This window comes from Zunongwangia sp. HGR-M22, assembly GCF_027594425.1.
GTDB lineage: Bacteria > Bacteroidota > Bacteroidia > Flavobacteriales > Flavobacteriaceae > Zunongwangia.
On sequence record NZ_CP115159.1, the window covers coordinates 2,356,221 to 2,376,159 of the forward strand.

A 19,939-nucleotide genomic window follows, 5' to 3' on the forward strand; every position below is an offset into this window, starting at 1 on the left:
TTTGTATATGACAACACCCATAAGAATAAAATCGATTTCTGAGTATCACAAAGCTTTAGATTTAGCTCCGGCTAAACATCCGCTTGTTAGCGTTATTGATTTTGCAGAAACCTGTCATTCCGATTATAATGATATAAGCGTAAGTTTTGATTTTTACACGATTTGTTTAAAACGAGGTGTAGAAAAGATTTTTTATGGCCAACAGCAGTATGATTTTGATGAAGGACTGATGTATTTTATGTCACCAAATCAGGTTTTAAAGTTTGAAAATAATGCAAACATCGCTCGCTCGGGCTGGATTATTCATTTTCACCCAGACCTTTTGTGGGGAACATCATTAGCGGACAAAATCAAGAAATACGAGTTTTTTAATTATTCTGTAAACGAAGCTTTGTTTCTTTCTGATAAAGAAGAAGTAATCCTAAATGACATTGTCAAGAATATTCAGAACGAATATGAATCGAATATTGATAAATTCAGCCAAGACATCATTATTTCGCATATGGAAACACTTTTAAACTATGCGGAACGCTTTTACGAGCGACAATTTATTACCCGAAAAATAACCAATCATCAAATTCTTGACCTTTTGGAAAAATTGCTTTCGGACTACTTTAACAGTGATGATTTGGCTACTAAGGGCTTGCCGACAGTTCAATACATCGCTGACCACTTAAATATTTCGCCATCGTATTTGCGCGGCCTGCTTAAAACATTAACAGGACAAACCACACAGCAACATATTCACGACCTGTTGATTGAAAAAGCCAAAGAAAAACTAAGTACAACAACCGCGTCTGTAGGGGAAATTGCTTTTGAACTGGGATTTGAGCATTCTCAATCATTTAGTAAACTCTTTAAATCTAAAACCAATCAAACCCCATCAGAATTCCGAGCGGATTTTAATTAATAAATTCCCGTTTTCTTTATAAACGGTCTTCTCTATATTTAACAGATTTAGATCAGGATTTATTTGATCGTCTTGAACTTGTTATGTAGTAAATACCCGTGCTTTATTTTGATTTTCCATTCAATTTTCATCTGGTTAATTAAATAAATTACTTAAGAACCAACACACGCTATAGTGATAAAAACTATTTTGCAAATTAAAAACATACTAACTAGTATGTTTTTTAATATTTTGATTAATTTTCCTGAAGTTATGAAGTATAAGATATGTATTACTCCTTTTTTATTTTAGCTTTTGTCATTGTAACCTATAGTTTTTATCGCGTTTATAGGTACAAAAAACTCGATAATTCCATTCGTAAAATTTTAAAGAAAAATCCGATTATTATAGATGTAAGAACAACTGGAGAGTTTAAATCTGGAGCTTTCCCTAAGGCCATCAATATACCTTTGGGGAAACTGAGAACCTGTTCGCTTAAATTTGAAAAAGAACCCATAGTGGTCTATTGTTCCCACGGCTTAAGAAGTGTAAAGGCAAAAAGTATTTTACAGAACAGAGGTTGTACATCTGTTTACAATGGAGGAGCACTACAGGACTTAAAAAAATATTTATAAATGGGACACATCACAATTTTTAAAACAAGCATAAATACCAACAGGAAAATACGCCGGGTTAAAGGCATTCTTAATGGTATAAAAGAAATTGACCAATGGAATTTTGATTTGGAAGACTGTGACAATATCTTAAGAATTGAGAGCCGGGATAACACAATTACAGCTAAAGTTTCACAAAATCTTCAAAAAATGGGTTATTTGTGCATTGAGCTGTACTAATTTAAAAAATAAAAGAATGTCTAAAGGAAAGCTAACAAGGTTAAATATTCTAAGTAAAGCATTTGAATTGGTCTATAAAAACGGCTATCAAACCACTAGTGTAGATGAGATTATCGCCAGTACTTCAGTAACCAAAGGCGCCTTTTACCATCATTTTAAAAATAAGGATGAAATGGGTATTGCCCTTATCAAAGAAGTGCTTCACCCGGCAATGCACAATGCAATGGTAAAGCCTCTTATGCTATCTAAAAACGCCGTACAGGATCTTTATGAAATGATGGAAGGCCTTTTAATACACAATTCTTTTTTTAATGTAAAATATGGATGTCCTGCTGTCAATTTAATTGAAGAAATGGCAGCGGTTCACCCTACATTCAATAAAGCGCTGGCTGAAATAATAATCGACTGGCAAAAAGCGATCGAAATATGTATTGAAAACAACATTTCACAAGGGGTTGTGAAAAAGGATGTAAACCCAAATCAAGTAGCCACGTTTATAATTTCCGGATACAGTGGCATAAGGAATTCTGGAAAGATATTAGGAGCTACAGTTTATAGAATTTACCTCAAGGAATTAAAAAACTATTTAAAAACACTCCTATAATTTTTTTACCATTAAAACATACTAGTTAGTATGTTTATTTAAAAAATTTATCATTTATGTACCAAACACTTTTACAATTTCATTCAATTTTTAGATGGCTTGTTCTATTAAGCCTGGGCTATGCCATTTTTATAGCCATCACAGGCTATTATTTAAAAAGAAATTTTACAAAAAAAGATAATACCGTACGCCATTGGACGGCTACAATAGCACATATACAATTAATCTTAGGAATATTAGGATATACACAAAGCCCAATGACAACACATTTTTTTAAATACTATCGTTTTTCAGAAGGATGGAACGAAGCCATTTTTTTTGGAATGTTCCATATTCTATTAATGTTCACCGCAATTGTGCTCATCACTATTGGCTCGGCATCTGCTAAGCGAAAAGAACCTAGCTCCCAAAAATTCAAGACTATGTTGATATTTTTTGCATTAGCACTAATTATCATTTTAATAGCGATTCCCTGGCCTTTTTCTCCTCTCGGAAATCGTCCCTTACTAAGAACTTTTTAAACCTTATAAATATGAATTATTTAAAAACAAATGTTGGAAGACTTCGTCTCATCGGCCTATTGGAAGGCATTTCCTTACTTATCTTAATCTTTTTGGCCGTCCCCCTAAAATACGGATTTGACTATCCCGATTTAGTAAAAACAATGGGGCCTATTCACGGCGCATTGTTCCTCCTGTTTATATTTAACACGCTTAGCGTAGGTGTAGATCAACAATGGAAATTTTCAAAAACAACCTGGAAAGTTTTAATTGCTTGTATGGTACCCTTTGGAACCTTCTATATTGATAAAACTATATTATCAAAAACAGAAGAACATAAAGTTTAAGAAACTAGCTTAAGGCAAGCTTATAGGTAGTCATATCTCATTTTAATAGTAAAAAAAACCGTTACCAACCGAGTCGTGGTGTTTTGAAGAACATTCGAGTGGGTAATCTTTCATTACTATTTCCTAATGAAGAATTTTAGAAAAACAATATTGGTTATCTTGCAGTTATGGAAAAATTCATTGAATACATTCTCCGATTTGGTAGCTTAGACCAACAGCAAATAAATCTAGTCCTCAAAAAATCGAAGGAAATTGAGCTTAATCAGGATGATTATTTTTGGCAGGCTGGAAAAACGATAAATCAGGTAGGTTTTTTAATAGAAGGCGTGCTAAGGGTATATTATTACAACAATGCAAGTGACGAAATAACGCGGTATTTTATTACGGAGAACCTATTAATCCTATATGGCTACGATATAGAGGTCAATTATATACCTTCCGAATATTTACAAGCTATCACAAATTCCAAACTCATTGTATTTTCTAAAGAAGATTGGAAAGAGATTTCAGATGCCATTGTAGGTTGGGAGAGCATTATTCAAAAAATCACCGCAAAACAGCATCGAGAAAAACTAGAAAGAAGAAGCCCCCTGGTGGAACAAGATGCCACCACCCGCTATTTAGAGTTTATCAAGAATTTTCCGACTTTACTAAACCGTATACCCTTATCTTTCATCGCTTCTTATTTGGGCATTACACAATCTTCCCTGAGCAGAATTAGAAAAAACATCCGCTAAATTCGCTTTTTGCCATATGGCAAATGATCTCATTTTATAATGAACAACCTTTGTCTCATTAATTTAAAAGCAAATAAAAATGATTTCAAGAAAATTAGGACACAACGGATTGGAAGTATCGGCGATAGGCTATGGATGTATGGGATTAAGTTTTCCCAATGCCCCTACAAAAAACGAATCCATAAAATTAATACGTTCAGCTTATGAAAATGGCATTAGCCTATTCGATACGGCACAAGCTTATGGTGAAAACGAAATATTGGTCGGCGAAGCGCTGGAACCCATTCGAGAAAAGGTAGTCATTTCCACAAAGTTTGGTTTTAAGGAAGGTAATACAAGATTAGGAATGGACAGCAGCCCTAAAAGCATACGAGCTACTGCCGAAGCATCCCTTAGACGGTTAAAAACCGACTATATTGATGTATTCTATCAACACCGGGTAGACCCCAATATACCGATTGAGGAGGTGGCAGGAACGGTAAAAGACTTAATACAAGAAGGAAAAGTTAAGCATTTTGGACTTTGTGAAGCAGATGCCAAAACTATTCGTAAAGCACATACTGTATTACCTGTGACAGTTTTGCAAAGTGAATACTCAATGTTTTATCGGGAACCTGAAGAAGAAATCATTCCAACATTAGAAGAGTTGGGCATTGGCCTTGTGCCCTTCAGTCCATTAGGTAAAGGTTTTTTGACGGGAACTATTAATACCAATACTGAATTTGATGAAACCGATAGCCGAAATATGTCGCCACGCTTTACTAAAGAAAACAGAGAGGCTAATCAGGAGTTAGTAGATCTGGTAGTCTCCGTTGCTAAAAATAAAGATGCAACACCAGCGCAAATTGCACTTTCCTGGCTTTTAGCTCAAAAACCTTTCATTGTACCTATTCCGGGAACCTCAAAATTACATCGCTTGCAAGAAAACATTGGGGCTACTACTGTTTTATTAACAAATTACGAATTAAGCAAAATCAACTCTGCATTGGAAGCCATAAAAGTTGTAGGAGATCGTTACCCAAAACAAGTCCAAAAAAAGATAGGTAAATAATTTATCATCTGTAACTTAAGTATTTGATAATATTAAAAAAAATTGACACAGGCGGGCATCAGTACTTTTTGACTGCTGCCCGCTACCAATAATTTTACATTGGTAGCTTTAAATTCATCTTTAGCCTTAACCTTAAGTTTGATTTTTATAAATTTATAAATCATAGAATAAAATTATGTGGCTATGAGTACTAAGATTCTCCAAAACGAAACCATTAAGGATTTTTATCGCAAACAGGATATTATACCTCCTAACGAATTGGGGCATTTCAATATATCGACTATTGAAGATTTGGACAATTGTTTTATGGAACCCATCCCCTACATTCGAAGGAATTATTATAAAGTAAGCCTTTTAAAAGGGAAGTACAAAGTACATTATGCAGATAAAACATATACTATTCAAAAACAAGCCCTCGTATTTTCAAATCCTTCCATCCCCTACAACTGGATACCTCTTGAAGGCAAACATAGTGGGGCATATTGCCTGTTTACGCCCGAATTTTTTCATCAATTTGGGACGCTTGATGATTATGCGGTTTTTCAGGCTAATGGTAACCATATATTGGAATTGGAAGAGGAGCAGTTTCTAAAAGTAGAGAATTGTTTTAAAAAAATGGAAGAAACCTTCAGCTCCAATTATGCGCACAAATTTGACCAATTGCGCAACTTAATTTTTGAAATAGTGCACCTAGGGACCAAACTTGCGCCGCAAACCAACAATTATAAAAGTAACGGAGAATCGTCGAAACGTATTACCCGGGCATTTTTAGAATTGCTGGAACACCAATTCCCCATTGAAGCAATGGATCAACAATTAACCCTGTCTTCCCCCTCAGATTTTGCCAATAAATTATCCCTGCACGTTAATTATTTAAACAGAATACTAAAGAAAACAATGGGCAGCTCTACTTCACAACTGATTCACGACCGTATAGTAAGAGAAGCCAAGATATTATTGAAGCACTCTTCTGCTACTATTTCTGAAATAGCTTACCTGCTAGGTTTCAAAGAAGTTACTCATTTTTCTAATTTTTTTAAAAAATCAGAAGGAATAGCTCCCTCTGATTTTAGAAAGGTTTGATTTTTGTAACTATCGGTTTGATGTTCATTACCCTTTACGAGTGTTTTTGGCTTTAATTTGCCTTATAATTAATTATCAAAAAACATTAGGTGATGCACAAAAAATGGTTAATCAACGGAACTTCAAACGGAATTGGACGGGTAATGACTGAAAAGTTATTGTCCCAGGGAGATTTTGTTTTTGCGACTTTACGAAATACAGAAACACTAAATGATCTTCAGAAAAAATATCCTGAACAACTTAAGGTAGAACATTTAGAGTTAACAGATAAAATTGAGATCCAATCTGCGGTAGATGCTGCCTTTAATGAATTCGGAAAGATAGATGTCGTTGTTAGTAATGCCGGTTATGGATTATTTGGAGCGGTAGAAGAATTAACTGATGAGATGATTTCACATCAAATCGAAGTCAATCTTTTAGGTGCTATTCGATTTATTAAAGCAGTGATTCCGCATTTCAGAATTCAGCAAGGAGGTCATATTATACAAGTTTCATCTGAAGGCGGGCAATATGCCTATCCCGGTTTTAGTTTATATCACGCCTCTAAATGGGGAATAGAAGGTTTTGTAGAATCGATAGCTAAAGACCTGGAACCTTTCCGTATCTATTGCACCATTGCCCAACCGGGACCTACGGGAACTAGTTTTGGAACAAGTATAAAAACAGGAAAATCGATGAAGGTATATGAAGGCACACCAGTACACGAGCTCTTAAAATTGATTGAAGAAGACAGCTTTGGAGAGTTAGATGATGTAAATGATGTTTCGCAGGCTATTATAGAAAGTACAAAGAAAGACCTTCCTCCACTTCGGCTAACCATAGGCAATGTGGCCAATACCAATGTAAAAGCGGCATTAACAGAACGTCTAAATTGGCTGAGCTCAAAATAACTCGACAGTAAGGAAATTTCATTTAACCCTCCGCATTTAAAGTTTGAAAATTGCTTAAAAGGATGGAAAGTGAGTAGAGATCACATAACTTCGTAGAAGTAAATTCACCATTTGAGATTACAATTTTTAGCAAAAAAAAACAGATCTCAGTGTTACTAAAACCCAGAGACATCAAGAATGAACGAAAACGAAACAAAACGACTTTCACGACTCACTGCAATGCTAACACAGTTGCAAACGAAACGACTTTTGACTTCTACAGAATTAGCGAATAAGTTTTCGGTAAGCGTTAGAACGATTTACAGAGACATTCGAGCTTTGGAACAGGCCGGAGTTCCCATTATCACAGAAGAAGGCAAAGGATACTCATTAATGGAAGGATATAAAATTCCACCTGTAATGTTTACGGAAGCCCAAGCCAATGCATTAATCATAGCCGAGCAATTAGTGCTAAATAACAAGGATGCTTCATTTATAAAAGATTATTCAGAAGCGATTGAAAAAATCAAAGCGGTTTTAAGATACAGTCACAAAGACAAAGTGAATTTGCTTTCAGAAAGGACAAGGTATGACCAAAATCTAAACCGGGAAAGAAACAGTAACAATCTTTCCGAACTCCAATTTGCCTTAACCAATTTTCGTCTAACCCAAATAGACTATGTAAATGCTAACGAGAAATTGACCACTCGTATTGTAGAGCCATTTGCCTTACTAAGTACGGAAAATTGGTTGCTAATTGCATATTGCCAATTACGTGAAGAATTTCGTTTTTTCCGTTTAGATAGAATTAAAAAACTGCAAGTACTAGACGAACATTTTGAACCGCATAAAATGACCTTGCAGGAATACTTTGATAAATTTTATTAGACTCATTTTCACCCCTGACATAAGGCTGTCACCACGCCTTTTTACTTTTGCTTCAAGTTCAATAAGTAAACTATTATTAAAATGGAAAAAAGAACAATTGACCCCTGGAAATGGGGCGAGCAAACTAATTCAGCTCAAGCAGTAGCGGTGAAAAATGTAGAAGGAACGTTGTATTGTTCCGGACAGGCTGCAATAGACGAGAATGGTGTACCAAGCAATGCAGAGATGCGTTCCCAATTAATCCAAACTATTCAGAATTTAGAAAAGCTGATCAACGCATCGGGTTATGAATGCAAAAATATTGTAAGATTGAATGTTTACACTACTTCAACACAAGATTTTTTCACAACTTGTATGGATGTATATGTGCCTTTCTTACAAAAGTATGGTATAAAACAAGCCACAATAACTAAGTATTCGGCCCGCCGATAGGCCAGGGCTGAATATTTTGTTGACGGATCCGTTTCCTCCTTTATGGGGAATACCTTTTTACCCTGTATTATTCTGGAATTTTATTGGGGCAGATGAGCCACAATTTTTGTTGAGTTTTTTAGGCTCCAACATTTTTCTAGTTACTTAAATCTAGTTACGTATCGATTAGCCTCCTTTTCCGGTCCCTTTTTGAATAAATCCTTGGCTTTAGGACATAACTCTCCCGCCCCGCATGGTGCAGGCCAGTTTTTAAAAGCTATTAATGGATAAAAGTAGTTTTCTCCATTTATCTGGCGGTCCACGCTTATCGAAAGTTAGAGCGGTGACTAGTTTTCCCTTTTTGCAACTTGGACATTTGCCCAAGAGCAATGGAGGCTTTTTTTCGACAGGTTTTACTGGCACCCCTGCAAGGATATTTTGTAGGGCCGGTAGTTTATGCTTTTTCCAACTGCTGCTTAGGATGCCGTAATGCCTTATCCTTGTAAAACCTTTGGGCAGTACGTGCAGTGCAAATCGGCGCACGAACTCACGGGTATCCAGTATTAGTTGTCCTTTTTGGCCCGCTTTCCTGTAGTCCTTAATCTGGAAGGTTACCCTCCTTTGGGAGTTGTTTATTTGTTTTATCCGGTGATTGCTTATTGCGATCTTATGGGTGTAACGGCCCAGATATTCTACTACATATTTTGGGGTGTGGAATTGCTGCTTTGCATAGACTACCCAGTTTTTAGCAAAGAGCTTATCATAGATTTCCTGTGGTATGGCTATCTTTTGCTCTCGAAGCAGTGCACTATATTTTGCGCGGAATACCTTCCCCATGGATTTCACGTTGAACAGGTATTTTCCCTTGTTCCTTGCAGGTTTCCATTTGCCTGACCTCTTTACCGCACCTCCAGGAACAATACAATGCAAGTGCGGGTGCAGGCTCAGGTTTTGGCCCCAGGTGTGCAGTATGGCTATCATGCCCATTTGCCCGCCCAGGTGCTTGGGGTTCTCCCCGAACTGTCTAAGGGTGGACCAGGCCGCTTTGAACAAGCTCCCATAAATTATTTTGGGATGGGATAAAGCAAACGCATTCAGTTCCGAAGGGAGTGTGAAGACTACATGAAAATAAGGAACATTGAGCAGTTCACTTTCCCGTGCCTGTATCCAATGTTCGCGTTTATGGCCTTGACAGGTAGGGCAATGCCGGTTCCTGCAACTGTTGTAACTGATGTGGAGTTTATCACAGCAATCGCACTTATCGATATGTCCGCCCATAGCAGGGGTGCGGCATTTACGGATGGCATGAAGGGTACGCCTGTGCCAGCTCGTAAATGCCCGTGAGGAGATATAATCCTGCTCCATCTCCAGCACATCGGCCACCTTAAGGTGACTGCGCATTATTGAAAAAGGGTATCCAGGGGGCTAAACTTGCGTGAACTCCCAGTGTTGGCAACGTGTAAATATACCAGCGTTGTCTCGATAAAGGCATGTCCTAAAAGTTCTTTCAGGCTCATAATATTGAGTCCTGCCTCCAGCAAGTGCGTGGCGTAAGTGTGACGCAGGCAATGGGCGGTAATAGTCTTGTGGGTATTTACTTTACTTCGGTTCTCTTTGATGACCCATTGTATTGCGGTGGGGGTTATGGGCCGGGGGGCGCCATCATCGGTTACCTGGCTGTTGAAGAGGAAGGTTTTTGGAGATTCCGTTGCAATGTATTTTTTAAGTCCACGTGCCAAGTGCTTGCTAAGTGGCACATAACGGTCTACTTTGCCCTTCTGCTTTTTTACAAAAACAGTCTGTCGGTCAAAGTCTACATCGCAGAGCCGTAGGGCACAGAGTTCATAGCTCCTTAGTCCACACCCATACAGCATCCCCAGGATCAATCGGTGTTTGAGATATTTGGGTGCTTTGAGCAAGGTACGTACTTCAGCTTTGCTAAGCACTACAGGGAGTTGGTTCTGTCGCTTTATTTGGGGAAGCTTGACCTGCTTATCATTCAAGCCCAGGATCTTGTAGATGGCCCGCAGGCCGAAAATAGTGTGCTTGAAAAAACTTTCGGATGGGGTTTTGTGCAGGTTTTGGCAATGAAAAAGATAATCATTGATCATTTCAGTAGAGAGGGTCTCCGGGCTTTGCTTGTAGTGCAGGCCCAGGTGAGCCAGGCATCGCTTGTAGTTGTTCAGGGTACTTGCGGCTTTCTCATTGATCGAAAAGCTCTTACCAAGTTGTAAGCATAGGTTTTCAAAGCCAGGAACTTCTGCGATAGCGGTCTCTACTATCGTTTTACTTTTTTTTATACATAACGGTAAATTTTAGTTTATCTTAAATATAAAAATTGTTGTATTTTGGCTTAGTAAGCTTCCGACCGGTAGGGAGGATTCGTTCAACACCGGCTATAGTTCATTGCTTCTGAATTTCCTCTCGGAAAGTCCTCGCAAATTTGCTATCTTCGGTTTTCGGAGGAAAATCATCGCGGATTTTCACGCAACGAAACCATAGCCAAACACGTTAGGGCACATTTGAACAAAAAATGGGAAATCATTCTAAAAAATATGACGATTACGCTGAATTCCTCAAAGCTGGAGTGGCTATGGGAAATTATCAGAAAATTCATAATATAATCCGGAAAGACTATATGGAATTGCTCAATGTGACCGAAAAACATAAAACGGAAAAAACTCAATTTGATGCTTTATACAGAGCTTGCTTGAAAGGTTTGTTCTCAATCATTGAAGCGGATATTTTTGGATTAAATAATCTGGACAAATACGAAAACTATTCGGACAAAAATGATTTTGAAACTAAATTCAAAAAGACTTTTAAACAAGTATGCAAAACTTGGAATAAAACAGAAACTCAAAAAAAGTATTTTGACGAAAAATATTCCGACTTAAAAAAGTTAAAGAAAAAAAGGGACGAATTAATTCATCCAAAGAAAGTGGAACATTTACACGAATCAAACGAAACTGATTTTAATAAAATTAAAGAAGTATTTAATGATTATGACTCGTTCATTAACAAACTTATGGACGATTTCTTTATTAGTGTGAACATGGATACAATGGACTTTCTTGGACTAAAAAAAAAAAAAACGTGCCCTAACAAAGAACTGAGGTAAAAACCAAGTTTTTTCTACATTAAATTTGAGACATAAATGATCCATGCTAAAACCTGTATCATCAGATCTTAACTGTTTCATTTTTTGTTTTTTCTTGACCTATACTTTTGCTAAAACAGACACATGGCTTTCATCGTAGGGTAAACCTGATTTAGCAATAGCAAAGGCTTGTTTTAAAAGCTTATTGGCCACGGCGATCAAAGCAAGTTTCTTGATCTTGCCCTTGGCTACAATACGATCATAAAGGCCCTTACACGCCCTGTTGTACTTGCAAGCATTGAAGGCACAAAAAAATAAAAGGTTCCGAAACTTCTGGTTACCTACTTTACTAATTCTACTTTTTCCTCTTACACTACTCCCTGATTCACGGATCGTTGAAGTAATTCCTACATAACTGCAGAGTTCTGATGCCTTCTCAAACTTAGTGAAGTCATCGGTAATCATTACTAAAAATAAAGTAGTCTTGATTCCTATTCCAGGGATACTGGTAAGTAAACTTAGTTGTTGTTGCTGCTCCTGTTTGACAAGTGCAAGTAGACGCTCTTCAATACCCTTGACCTCTTTGTTTAAGTGCTTGAGATCGCGCTGTAAAGACTTATAAACATACTTAGAGGGAATACCCAATGATTCTTCTCCGTGAAGTTTATTCTTGGTAGCCGTACGCTTCTTAAGATAACTATCCATAAGTCCGAAGAGTTGCAAGCATTCTGCCTGTACCCCTGTGAGAGAATTATACTGTGGAACTTCATTAGATAACCCATAATCACAGATAGCCTTGGAATCGCTTTTATCTGTCTTTACTTTGGCCAGTTTCATCTGGAGAAAACGCTTGACTGACAAAGGGTTTACTACCGATACCGGTATACCGTTTTTGTAAAGAAACTGTGCAAGTCGATAGTAGTAATAACCTGTGGCTTCCATCACTACAAGGCTATCTTGAGATAATGACTTTAGAAATAAATTAAAGCCGGAAGTGTCATTCTTAAATTGAGAATAACCACAAACACTACCATAACCATCAAAGACATCCTTACTGATGTCAACTCCAAAAGTTTCTTTATATTTATCCATAAGAACTGATTTGATGAAAGAGCATACTACCGTGATCACAACAACTTAAAAAGGAGGTTAAGCCTCACAGTATTCTATGACTAAACCAAATTATATTTCACATTTTCAATGTTAATTTGCTGCATATTTTATTAAATCTACATAAGGAGATTTCCTATTAATAACAGCAAAGATCCTAGCTAATATTTTGTTTCTGATAATGTTTATTGTTGACATTTTATTTTTTCCCAAATCGATTCTTTTGTGATAATACAATTTCATTTCTTCATTGTATTGGATAGAAGACTTAGCGCATAAGTCCAATAAACTTTTTAGTTTTTTATTGGCTAAATGGCTTACTTTGGTCCTTCCCCTAATACTTGAACCAGAAGTATTGGGGAAAGGAGCTATTCCGCAATAAGAGGCGAATTTCCTCCAACTGTCAAATTTTTTAAAGCCCTCTGTAACTACAATCATATAGAGCGCAGTTTGTTTTCCTACTCCTTTTATTGAAATTATTAGCTCGTACTGGTTTTTAAGGTTCTCATCTTCAGCAACAATGGTTTCTATTTCCTTTTCAATGATATCTATTTCTTTTGTCAAATATTTGATAAGGTCTTTTTGAACTTTTAATAGTAATTTATTTTCAGTTCTTGAAAGTATTTCTGATTGCTCCTTTAAGCTCATTTTATAGCCGGCTCTTTGTTTTACCATGCGCTCCCGTAGTGAGAATAATCGCTTTAATTTAACGGTATTCTCAGAACTTTGGACATGAGGTTTTAATCGATCACGTTTTTCATAAGCGTAGAGAGCTATTCTTTTAGCATCTGCTTTGTCATTTTTTCCTCTGGTCATTCCCATGGATTGTTTAATTTCCAATCCAGGTAAAATCACATAATTAAAGTTTTCTTCAAACAAAAATAGAGATAATCTATAACCGTAGATTCCTGTATGCTCCATTGCAAACAGCAAGTTTTCTGTAGGAATATCATTATTCTTTTCCAACCACTTAAGCATTTGTTTGAACCCTATCTTATTGTTTTCAAATTGCTGGTAAAGATCTCTTTTGTGAAGGTGTGTATCGATCACTTTTTTACTAATATCGATACCTACAGTTTCTAAAATTTCCATACTTTTAATTATTAAATTAATGGTTACTTTGACTAAAACCTTTAGTAACTTATTACTAATTAGTATTCTATTTGGTCCTTTGTAACCGGTTATAAAAGAGCGGGGACTAATACTGTGAATAGAGATGTAGCTCTAGAACCAAACCAAGTTCACCCCGTTCTTTTTTAATAAAAATATGAACAATTTAATTAGTTATGAGTCTCCCCCAGACCCCCTCTTTTCAACAACATAATTATTGAATAATTGTATATTGTTTATAGGTTCAAATCTAAAGGAACTGAACGTGATTGAAGTAGTTAAAGAGAGGGGGTTATCAATGTTGTCGAAGTCTAACGCTTCACCGTATATCATAACCTTAATCCTCTCTTTGTTCTTTCTGATTTATACTATAAATCTAATAAGAATCAAACTTAAGATGTATATAAAAAATAGCTACGTCTTTTCTAAACTGGAAATTTTGGTATATTTGGTAAGTCGCCAAATCTTTTGATTTGCCTTTTGAAAAGTAAAGATAAAATCAAAATGCAAAAGTTTTGGCTTGTTTTATGTCGGAAAGTTAATCGCTAACTTCACGCTACTTTTCATATACAAACTAGTTGTGCACAATACTCACAAAATGTCGAACAAAGAAGAGATACGGATAATAAGTGACAAATTAAGAACAGAACTATAACTTTACTTGGGAGACTACCCAAATGCTATTAAAATACAAATATGGTGCCTTTTTATTCCAATTATAATTTTAGCAGTAATTGCTATTTCAAATATTCGTTTACTTTGATTGTTATATATTTTATGTGGGATTAATGCCTAGATTAACAAATATCCCTTGGAACGTAAAATTATAACAAAAGTAATCTGAAGTACTGTGCACAACACCGGTTAACGGCCAATATGCGCTATTCCAACAAAATCGATAAATTAGAACTCCAAGCAACAAAACAATAAGCCGACAACTTCGTGTGCTAATTTCCGCACACTAGCGTTAAACGTAACCGTCAGGCACAATACGAAAAAAACGCTCCTAGATTCAATGTCTCAGCGCAACAAATCACAACTTTTAGATTTACTAAATTGAACTAATAAAACATCGAAAATTATCTTATAAATAATGAGTAATCTACATTCTCTTTTAGAAGAAAACAATCCATAAATACTTTCTATAGTCTTTCAATACTAAATCAATCTTTACTTCTCAACTCCACACCGGACAATCCATGTTTTCCTAAAGATTTCATCTACCTGAAATTTAAATAGCATAAACATAATTTTTCTACTTACACAATTAGATATAACCAAACTGGTTGATTCAGTTTTTACTAGGGGAGGTTAAAATAATATTAAGAATCTTTTTTTTGATTTTACCTTTTCGTGACATTCACGACTAGGGGATTTTTCAATTTCCACGCTCCTATTAGTAAACGTGAAAATTGAATATGCAGGACATTACTCCTAAAGAATTGAAATGTGTGAGATATCTAACCAATGAGATGTCTCAGGAAGATCGATCGGTTTTTGAAATTGAACTAAGCATCGATAACGAACTTAAAGAATTATATCTTGAATACTTATCTATCTGGAAGACATACCCCGACAATGATCTAGCATTGAATTATGAAGTTAGTCAACAAAAAATTGAAGGCAAAATAAAGCAAAGATCAAGTTATAGAAAACTCTACGCTTTCGCTGCCTTAATAATTATCCTAGTCACCTCCAGTGTTTATATCTTTTCTTTTTTAGATGAAAGCAACTATACCAATATTAAAACTGCTGAAGCTGGTGAACGTCTTCGCTTTACACTGCCCGATAGTAGCGAGGTGATCTTAAACTCGGGATCTAAATTAAAATATGCTGAAAATTTCGAAAATCCCAGAGAAGTATGGCTGGAAGGCAAAGGATTTTTTGAGGTTACCAAAGATAAAAAACGACCATTTTTAGTGCATACCGAAAATATGGTAATTAAAGTTTTAGGTACCAGTTTCGAAATAAATACTAATAACGATCAACAAACCGTCTCCTTAGCTACAGGAAAAGTTAATGTTCTATTTAAACATTCTAATGACGAAGTGAATCTGCTACCCAAAGAACAACTTAGCTGGAATAGGAATACAAATGAAATTACCAAACGAAATTTTAATCCAGAGAAAACCCTGGCCTGGAAAGAAAATATCTTATTACTGGATAATCTTTCTTTAAAAGATGCCTTACCTAAGATCAAAACATTTTTTGGGGTTCAATTTATTATTCAAGATAAAAATCTGGAAAACCAAAGAATAACCGGAGCATTTAAAGATCAAAACTTAGAAGAATTTATAAACTCTATGGAATTTATCACCAATGTAAAAGTGGTAAAGAAAAGTCCTAAAAATTATCTAATCATAGCTTCTAATGAAAATTAAAAAACCACTTCCACTTCCCAAAAGTTCCAATTGCACGCTCAAGGAAGACCTGGATTTGTTTCAGAAAATAGCTGAAGGACAATATGCTGCAATAGAGGTTTTATTCAATAAATATTATGAGGCGCTTTGTCGATTTGGTTTAAACTATCAAAAAGATATCAGCATTGTCGAAGAAAAGATTGCCGATGTATTTATAATCCTGTGGAATAAAAAAAATGAGTTAAAACAAATAGAAAAACCTAAATCTTACATCTATGTCATCGCAAAAAACAGCTTAAAAAAACCTACAAAATCACACTTAAATTTTTCGATAGACGCTCAACAGAACAATATTCTTTTTTCTCCCAGCACAGAAGAAGAGATTATAGACAAAGAACAAAAAGAAATCAATGCAAAGATTATTCAATCGATTTTGAATTCCATTCCTAAAAAATCAAGACAAATTTTTGAATTAAGTAGAATAGACGGATTTAAATATCGTGAGATTTCAGAATTAATGGATCTGTCTCCTCGCACTGTAGAAAACCATATTGCTCTAGCCATGAAATACATTAGTAAAGGTCTACGAGATTTTCATCAAAAGAATTACTAACTAAAATAAATAATGCTTTAATCTTAATAATGAAACGCAAAATTTTATTACTCGCTCTTGCTTCATTTTCCTTAGTCCCTCCTGTAGAGGCCAACGAAACTGAACAAAAAAAAGCTAGCAGTACAAAGGTTGAGATTGTTATCAATTTAAACCTTAAAAATGTTAGCGTAGAAAAAGTTTTTAAACTTATTGAATCACAAGCTAAAAAACGATTTATTTACAGATCAGACCAAGCTTTCTTGCAAAAAAATATTAGCATAAATATTAATAATGCAAATCTTGAAGAAACTTTATCTGAACTTACGCGTATCACTGCTGTGCAATTCAAAATAACCGATAGTGGTATTTTGGTAAAAGAAACTAATGGCAGTAACCAGCAACAATATGAAATAAACGGTGTGGTTAAAGACAATAACGACATGCCTATTCCTGGTGCCAGTGTATACGTTAAAGATACAAACATTGGAACTGCTACAGATTTTGATGGAAACTTCAGGTTAACAATTCCTGCAAATGCAGAAACATTAAGTATCACTTTTGTAGGTTATCAAAGAGCAAACGTCGCTATTTCTAATCAAACTGAATTCGACATTACTTTACAGGAAGACACCAACACATTAGATGAAATAGTGGTAGTTGGTTATGGTACTGAAAAAAGAGAAAATATAACTGCTTCGATTTCCTCGGTTGCTCCTGAAGAAATTCAATCTTTACCAAAGGCAAACGTAACTGAAATGTTACAGGGAAGAATGCCAGGTGTACAGGTGATGAGTGATAATCGTCCTGGTGGTGGAACTTCGATAAGAGTACGTGGCTTTAGCACTATTAACAACAATGATCCATTAGTTATTATTGATGGTGTACCTACCTCAAATGGATTAAGTAGTATTAATCCGCAAGATATAGAAAGTCTACAGGTTCTTAAAGATGCTGCATCATCATCTATCTATGGTTCTCGTGCAGCAAATGGTGTAGTTGTGATCACCACCAAAAAAGGGGCGAACAAAGATTCATTTTCGGTAAGCATGGATGGTTATGCAGGTATACAATCTGCCTTCAATTTACCACAAATGCTTAATGCGCAACAATACGGGGATCTTTTATGGCAAGCTTATCAGAATGACGGCCAAACTCCTTCTCACGATATTTATGGAAACAATCCAAATCAAGCTGAAATTCCAGAATGGCTAGACGACGAGCAAACGATACCAAGTGGTGATGTGGATTGGGTTGATGAAATTATGCGTCCTGCTTTAATTCAGAATTACAATATTTCTATTCAAAAAGGCTCCGAAAAAGGACAACATTCTTTCTCTCTAGGGTATTACGACCAAGAAGGAGTTATAAAATATACCGATTTTGCACGTTATTCAGCACGATTTAATTCAAGTTATAATGTTACAGATTGGTTAACTATTGGAGAAAATTTTTCTGGTTCATATACCAAAGAAGTTTCGGTAGGTACCAACAGCTCTTTAGGGAGCATTGTATATAATGCATTTCAATTCCCCTCTATTATTCCTGTAAAGGATAATAATGGAAACTTTGCGGGTAATCCTATTAACGATATCGGTAACCCTTTAGGAAGTTTATACAGAAGTAAAGATAATGATCGTAAAAACGTTCGCGCCTTTGGTAATGCTTTTGCTAGCCTTAATTTTGGTGATTTTGAATTTAAATCTTCATTTGGTTTAGACTACAACAATTTTAACTACAGAAGTTTTAGTCCCGTTTATGACGAAATTCTTGCACAAAACACAATAAACAGCCTAGGTACTGAAAATAGTTACAATTATCAGTTCACCTTTACCAATACGATCAATTATACGCGATCTTTCGGAGATCATAATTTAGATGTTTTAGCAGGACAGGAAGCTATAGAATATTATCAGGAAAACTTTTCAGCATCAAGACAAAACTTTCTTTATGAAGATCCAAACTTTAGATATTTAAGTTTTGGTACAGAAAATCAATTGAATAGTGGTCGTGCAAACGAATGGAAGTTGAATTCTTATTTTGGCCGTGTTAAATATAATTTTGATGAAAAATACTTGATAACTGCTACCGTAAGACGTGATGGTACTTCTAGATTAGCAAATAATAATTGGGGAACTTTCCCGGCATTCTCTTTAGGATGGCGTTTGGATAAAGAAAATTTCTTCGATCTTGGAAATGGTTTTACAAGTATGATGCTTCGTGCCAGTTGGGGCCAAACAGGAAACCAACAGGTTCCTTCCTACTCTACCGTAGATAGTTATAGCAACAATTCGAATTACAGCGATTATGCAATAGGTGGCGGGCAGAATTCAGTTTCTACCGGTTTAACCCAAACACGTGTACCAAATGCAAATTTGCAGTGGGAAACAACCACGCAAAGCACTATTGGTGTAGATCTTGGCTTCCTAAATAATAAGCTTAATGTTACTGCTGAAGTTTATAATAAAGTCACTGAAGATATTCTTGTGTACAATGCAGTGCCTCTAACTTACGGTGGTACCAACGATGGCCAATGGATCAACGATGGCAAAATGGAGAATAAAGGTTATGAACTCAATATTGAATATAGTGATAAAAAGGATAATTTTGGATATAATCTGGGATTGAATCTTTCTGGATATAAAAATGAATTAACAGAACTACATAGCGTAGCTTATTTAGGAATCCCGAGTTCTTCTTTACATCGTGTAAATTTCGATCAAGAAGTTTCTAGAAGTACGGTTGGTCAACCTATCGCATCTTTCTTTGGTTATGAAGCAGAAGGTCTATTTAGAAGCGAAGAAGAAGTCGATACTTACGGTATTCAGCCAGATGCTCAACCAGGTGATATTCGCTTTAGAGATATTAATAATGACCGTGTCATTGACGATGATGATCGTACTTATATAGGCTCCCCTCATCCCGATTTGGTCTTTGGTTTTAATGTTAAACTTAATTATAAGAACATTGATCTGGGAATGTTTTTTAATGGAAGTATTGGTAACGATCTTTATAATCTTACCAAGTATAAGACTCAATTTTTCAACCAATCTGCATACAACAAAGATTCTTCATTATTGGGAGCGTGGACTCCAGAAAATTCAAGTTCAAATATTCCAAGATTGAGTCTGGATGATCCCAACAATAATATTCGTCCTTCCTCTTACTACGTAGAAGATGGATCGTATTTAAAATTAAATAATTTGCAAATAGGTTACACGCTACCAGAAAATATATTCCGAGATGTAAACCTTAGATTATATGCACAAGCCAGTAACCTATTTACAATTACAGATTATAGTGGAATGACTCCTGAAATCGGACTTCAAAATTATTCCAGCAGTAGCCGAAATCTTGACATTGGGGTTGATAGAGGAATTTACCCACCATCAAGAACATTTGTATTTGGTTTCAATCTTAACTTTTAAAAAGCACTA

At 35.7% G+C, this 19,939-nt stretch carries 20 protein-coding genes; 16 read left to right on the plus strand and 4 right to left on the minus strand.

Annotated features, from left to right (window positions below; genetic code table 11):
• The first annotated feature begins 7 nt into the window (after positions 1 to 7).
• The 11 genes from PBT91_RS10320 to PBT91_RS10370 all read left to right on the plus strand — a co-directional run bounded on the left by PBT91_RS10320 (position 8) and on the right by PBT91_RS10370 (position 8,254).
• Positions 8 to 910: a helix-turn-helix domain-containing protein gene (locus tag PBT91_RS10320; RefSeq protein WP_270061454.1), complete on the plus strand. Its 903-nt coding sequence runs from the start codon at positions 8 to 10 to the stop codon at positions 908 to 910.
• A gap of 266 nt (positions 911 to 1,176) precedes the next feature.
• Entirely contained in the window at positions 1,177 to 1,524 is a 348-nt protein-coding gene (locus PBT91_RS10325) for a rhodanese-like domain-containing protein (RefSeq protein ID WP_270058389.1), read from the plus strand.
• A 235-nt stretch (positions 1,525 to 1,759) separates the two neighbouring features.
• Positions 1,760 to 2,347 carry a TetR/AcrR family transcriptional regulator gene (locus PBT91_RS10330; protein ID WP_270058390.1) on the plus strand — a complete coding sequence of 196 codons (588 nt, stop codon included), beginning with the start codon at positions 1,760 to 1,762 and terminating at the stop codon, positions 2,345 to 2,347.
• A gap of 56 nt (positions 2,348 to 2,403) precedes the next feature.
• A complete protein-coding gene (locus PBT91_RS10335) occupies positions 2,404 to 2,868 on the plus strand; it encodes a hypothetical protein (RefSeq protein WP_270058391.1) in 465 nt (154 codons plus the stop codon).
• A gap of 11 nt (positions 2,869 to 2,879) precedes the next feature.
• The gene (locus tag PBT91_RS10340) at positions 2,880 to 3,194 is read left to right on the plus strand and encodes a DUF3817 domain-containing protein (protein WP_270058392.1); all 315 of its coding nucleotides are present in this window, start codon (positions 2,880 to 2,882) and stop codon (positions 3,192 to 3,194) included.
• A 167-nt stretch (positions 3,195 to 3,361) separates the two neighbouring features.
• Positions 3,362 to 3,931 (plus strand): Crp/Fnr family transcriptional regulator, encoded by a 570-nt coding sequence (locus tag PBT91_RS10345; RefSeq protein WP_270058393.1) that lies wholly within the window; start codon positions 3,362 to 3,364, stop codon positions 3,929 to 3,931.
• 79 nt (positions 3,932 to 4,010) lie between these two features.
• Positions 4,011 to 4,982: an aldo/keto reductase gene (locus PBT91_RS10350; RefSeq protein ID WP_270058394.1), complete on the plus strand. Its 972-nt coding sequence runs from the start codon at positions 4,011 to 4,013 to the stop codon at positions 4,980 to 4,982.
• Positions 4,983 to 5,165: 183 nt separating this feature from the next.
• Complete coding sequence (locus PBT91_RS10355) at positions 5,166 to 6,065, plus strand: helix-turn-helix domain-containing protein (RefSeq protein WP_270058395.1); 900 nt, start codon at positions 5,166 to 5,168, stop codon at positions 6,063 to 6,065.
• A 92-nt stretch (positions 6,066 to 6,157) separates the two neighbouring features.
• Positions 6,158 to 6,955, plus strand: a complete 798-nt coding sequence (locus PBT91_RS10360; RefSeq protein ID WP_270058396.1) for an SDR family oxidoreductase — start codon at positions 6,158 to 6,160, stop codon at positions 6,953 to 6,955.
• A gap of 177 nt (positions 6,956 to 7,132) precedes the next feature.
• A complete protein-coding gene (locus tag PBT91_RS10365) occupies positions 7,133 to 7,822 on the plus strand; it encodes a helix-turn-helix transcriptional regulator (protein WP_270058397.1) in 690 nt (229 codons plus the stop codon).
• Positions 7,823 to 7,903: 81 nt separating this feature from the next.
• The gene (locus PBT91_RS10370; RefSeq protein WP_270058398.1) at positions 7,904 to 8,254 is read left to right on the plus strand and encodes a RidA family protein; all 351 of its coding nucleotides are present in this window, start codon (positions 7,904 to 7,906) and stop codon (positions 8,252 to 8,254) included.
• A 249-nt stretch (positions 8,255 to 8,503) separates the two neighbouring features.
• Here PBT91_RS10370 and PBT91_RS10375 read toward each other — a convergent pair whose 3' ends face one another.
• Positions 8,504 to 9,634, minus strand: coding sequence for an IS91 family transposase (locus PBT91_RS10375; RefSeq protein ID WP_443089620.1), 1,131 nt, complete (start codon positions 9,632 to 9,634; stop codon positions 8,504 to 8,506).
• Complete coding sequence (locus tag PBT91_RS10380) at positions 9,634 to 10,179, minus strand: tyrosine-type recombinase/integrase (RefSeq protein WP_270061448.1); 546 nt, start codon at positions 10,177 to 10,179, stop codon at positions 9,634 to 9,636. Before PBT91_RS10380 ends, PBT91_RS10375 begins: the two co-directional genes overlap by 1 nt.
• Positions 10,180 to 10,206: 27 nt before the next feature.
• Here PBT91_RS10380 and PBT91_RS10385 point away from each other — a divergent pair, with 27 nt between their 5' ends.
• Both PBT91_RS10385 and PBT91_RS10390 read left to right on the plus strand, forming a co-directional pair.
• Positions 10,207 to 10,467: a hypothetical protein gene (locus tag PBT91_RS10385; protein ID WP_270061490.1), complete on the plus strand. Its 261-nt coding sequence runs from the start codon at positions 10,207 to 10,209 to the stop codon at positions 10,465 to 10,467.
• 299 nt (positions 10,468 to 10,766) lie between these two features.
• Positions 10,767 to 11,354, plus strand: a complete 588-nt coding sequence (locus tag PBT91_RS10390; protein WP_270058399.1) for a hypothetical protein — start codon at positions 10,767 to 10,769, stop codon at positions 11,352 to 11,354.
• A gap of 99 nt (positions 11,355 to 11,453) precedes the next feature.
• Here the strand turns inward: PBT91_RS10390 and PBT91_RS10395 are convergent, their stop codons facing one another.
• Positions 11,454 to 12,425, minus strand: a complete 972-nt coding sequence (locus PBT91_RS10395) for an IS110 family transposase (protein WP_270058400.1) — start codon at positions 12,423 to 12,425, stop codon at positions 11,454 to 11,456.
• Positions 12,426 to 12,536: 111 nt separating this feature from the next.
• The gene (locus PBT91_RS10400) at positions 12,537 to 13,535 is read right to left on the minus strand and encodes an IS110 family transposase (RefSeq protein WP_270058314.1); all 999 of its coding nucleotides are present in this window, start codon (positions 13,533 to 13,535) and stop codon (positions 12,537 to 12,539) included.
• A 1,436-nt stretch (positions 13,536 to 14,971) separates the two neighbouring features.
• Between PBT91_RS10400 and PBT91_RS10405 the strand changes: the two genes are divergently transcribed.
• Genes PBT91_RS10405 through PBT91_RS10415 form a run of 3 tightly spaced genes read left to right on the plus strand, consistent with a single transcriptional unit; the run spans position 14,972 to position 19,930 of the window.
• On the plus strand, positions 14,972 to 15,934 hold the full coding sequence (locus PBT91_RS10405; protein ID WP_270058401.1) for a FecR family protein: 963 nt from the start codon (positions 14,972 to 14,974) through the stop codon (positions 15,932 to 15,934).
• On the plus strand, positions 15,924 to 16,526 hold the full coding sequence (locus tag PBT91_RS10410; RefSeq protein ID WP_270058402.1) for an RNA polymerase sigma factor: 603 nt from the start codon (positions 15,924 to 15,926) through the stop codon (positions 16,524 to 16,526). The genes PBT91_RS10405 and PBT91_RS10410 overlap by 11 nt, the downstream gene beginning before the upstream one ends.
• A gap of 29 nt (positions 16,527 to 16,555) precedes the next feature.
• Entirely contained in the window at positions 16,556 to 19,930 is a 3,375-nt protein-coding gene (locus tag PBT91_RS10415) for a SusC/RagA family TonB-linked outer membrane protein (RefSeq protein WP_270058403.1), read from the plus strand.
• The last annotated feature ends 9 nt before the right edge of the window (positions 19,931 to 19,939 follow it).

Bases quoted from the DNA above. Each gene is read 5' to 3' on its own strand.
- PBT91_RS10320 (WP_270061454.1), top strand. From the start codon at position 8: ATGACAACACCCATAAGAATAAAATCGATTTCTGAGTATCACAAAGCT.
- PBT91_RS10325 (WP_270058389.1), top strand. From the start codon at position 1,177: ATGTATTACTCCTTTTTTATTTTAGCTTTTGTCATTGTAACCTATAGT.
- PBT91_RS10330 (WP_270058390.1), top strand. From the start codon at position 1,760: ATGTCTAAAGGAAAGCTAACAAGGTTAAATATTCTAAGTAAAGCATTT.
- PBT91_RS10335 (WP_270058391.1), top strand. From the start codon at position 2,404: ATGTACCAAACACTTTTACAATTTCATTCAATTTTTAGATGGCTTGTT.
- PBT91_RS10340 (WP_270058392.1), top strand. From the start codon at position 2,880: ATGAATTATTTAAAAACAAATGTTGGAAGACTTCGTCTCATCGGCCTA.
- PBT91_RS10345 (WP_270058393.1), top strand. From the start codon at position 3,362: ATGGAAAAATTCATTGAATACATTCTCCGATTTGGTAGCTTAGACCAA.
- PBT91_RS10350 (WP_270058394.1), top strand. From the start codon at position 4,011: ATGATTTCAAGAAAATTAGGACACAACGGATTGGAAGTATCGGCGATA.
- PBT91_RS10355 (WP_270058395.1), top strand. From the start codon at position 5,166: ATGAGTACTAAGATTCTCCAAAACGAAACCATTAAGGATTTTTATCGC.
- PBT91_RS10360 (WP_270058396.1), top strand. From the start codon at position 6,158: ATGCACAAAAAATGGTTAATCAACGGAACTTCAAACGGAATTGGACGG.
- PBT91_RS10365 (WP_270058397.1), top strand. From the start codon at position 7,133: ATGAACGAAAACGAAACAAAACGACTTTCACGACTCACTGCAATGCTA.
- PBT91_RS10370 (WP_270058398.1), top strand. From the start codon at position 7,904: ATGGAAAAAAGAACAATTGACCCCTGGAAATGGGGCGAGCAAACTAAT.
- PBT91_RS10375 (WP_443089620.1), bottom strand. From the start codon at position 9,634: ATGCGCAGTCACCTTAAGGTGGCCGATGTGCTGGAGATGGAGCAGGAT.
- PBT91_RS10390 (WP_270058399.1), top strand. From the start codon at position 10,767: ATGGGAAATCATTCTAAAAAATATGACGATTACGCTGAATTCCTCAAA.
- PBT91_RS10395 (WP_270058400.1), bottom strand. From the start codon at position 12,425: ATGGATAAATATAAAGAAACTTTTGGAGTTGACATCAGTAAGGATGTC.
- PBT91_RS10400 (WP_270058314.1), bottom strand. From the start codon at position 13,535: ATGGAAATTTTAGAAACTGTAGGTATCGATATTAGTAAAAAAGTGATC.
- PBT91_RS10405 (WP_270058401.1), top strand. From the start codon at position 14,972: ATGCAGGACATTACTCCTAAAGAATTGAAATGTGTGAGATATCTAACC.
- PBT91_RS10410 (WP_270058402.1), top strand. From the start codon at position 15,924: ATGAAAATTAAAAAACCACTTCCACTTCCCAAAAGTTCCAATTGCACG.
- PBT91_RS10415 (WP_270058403.1), top strand. From the start codon at position 16,556: ATGAAACGCAAAATTTTATTACTCGCTCTTGCTTCATTTTCCTTAGTC.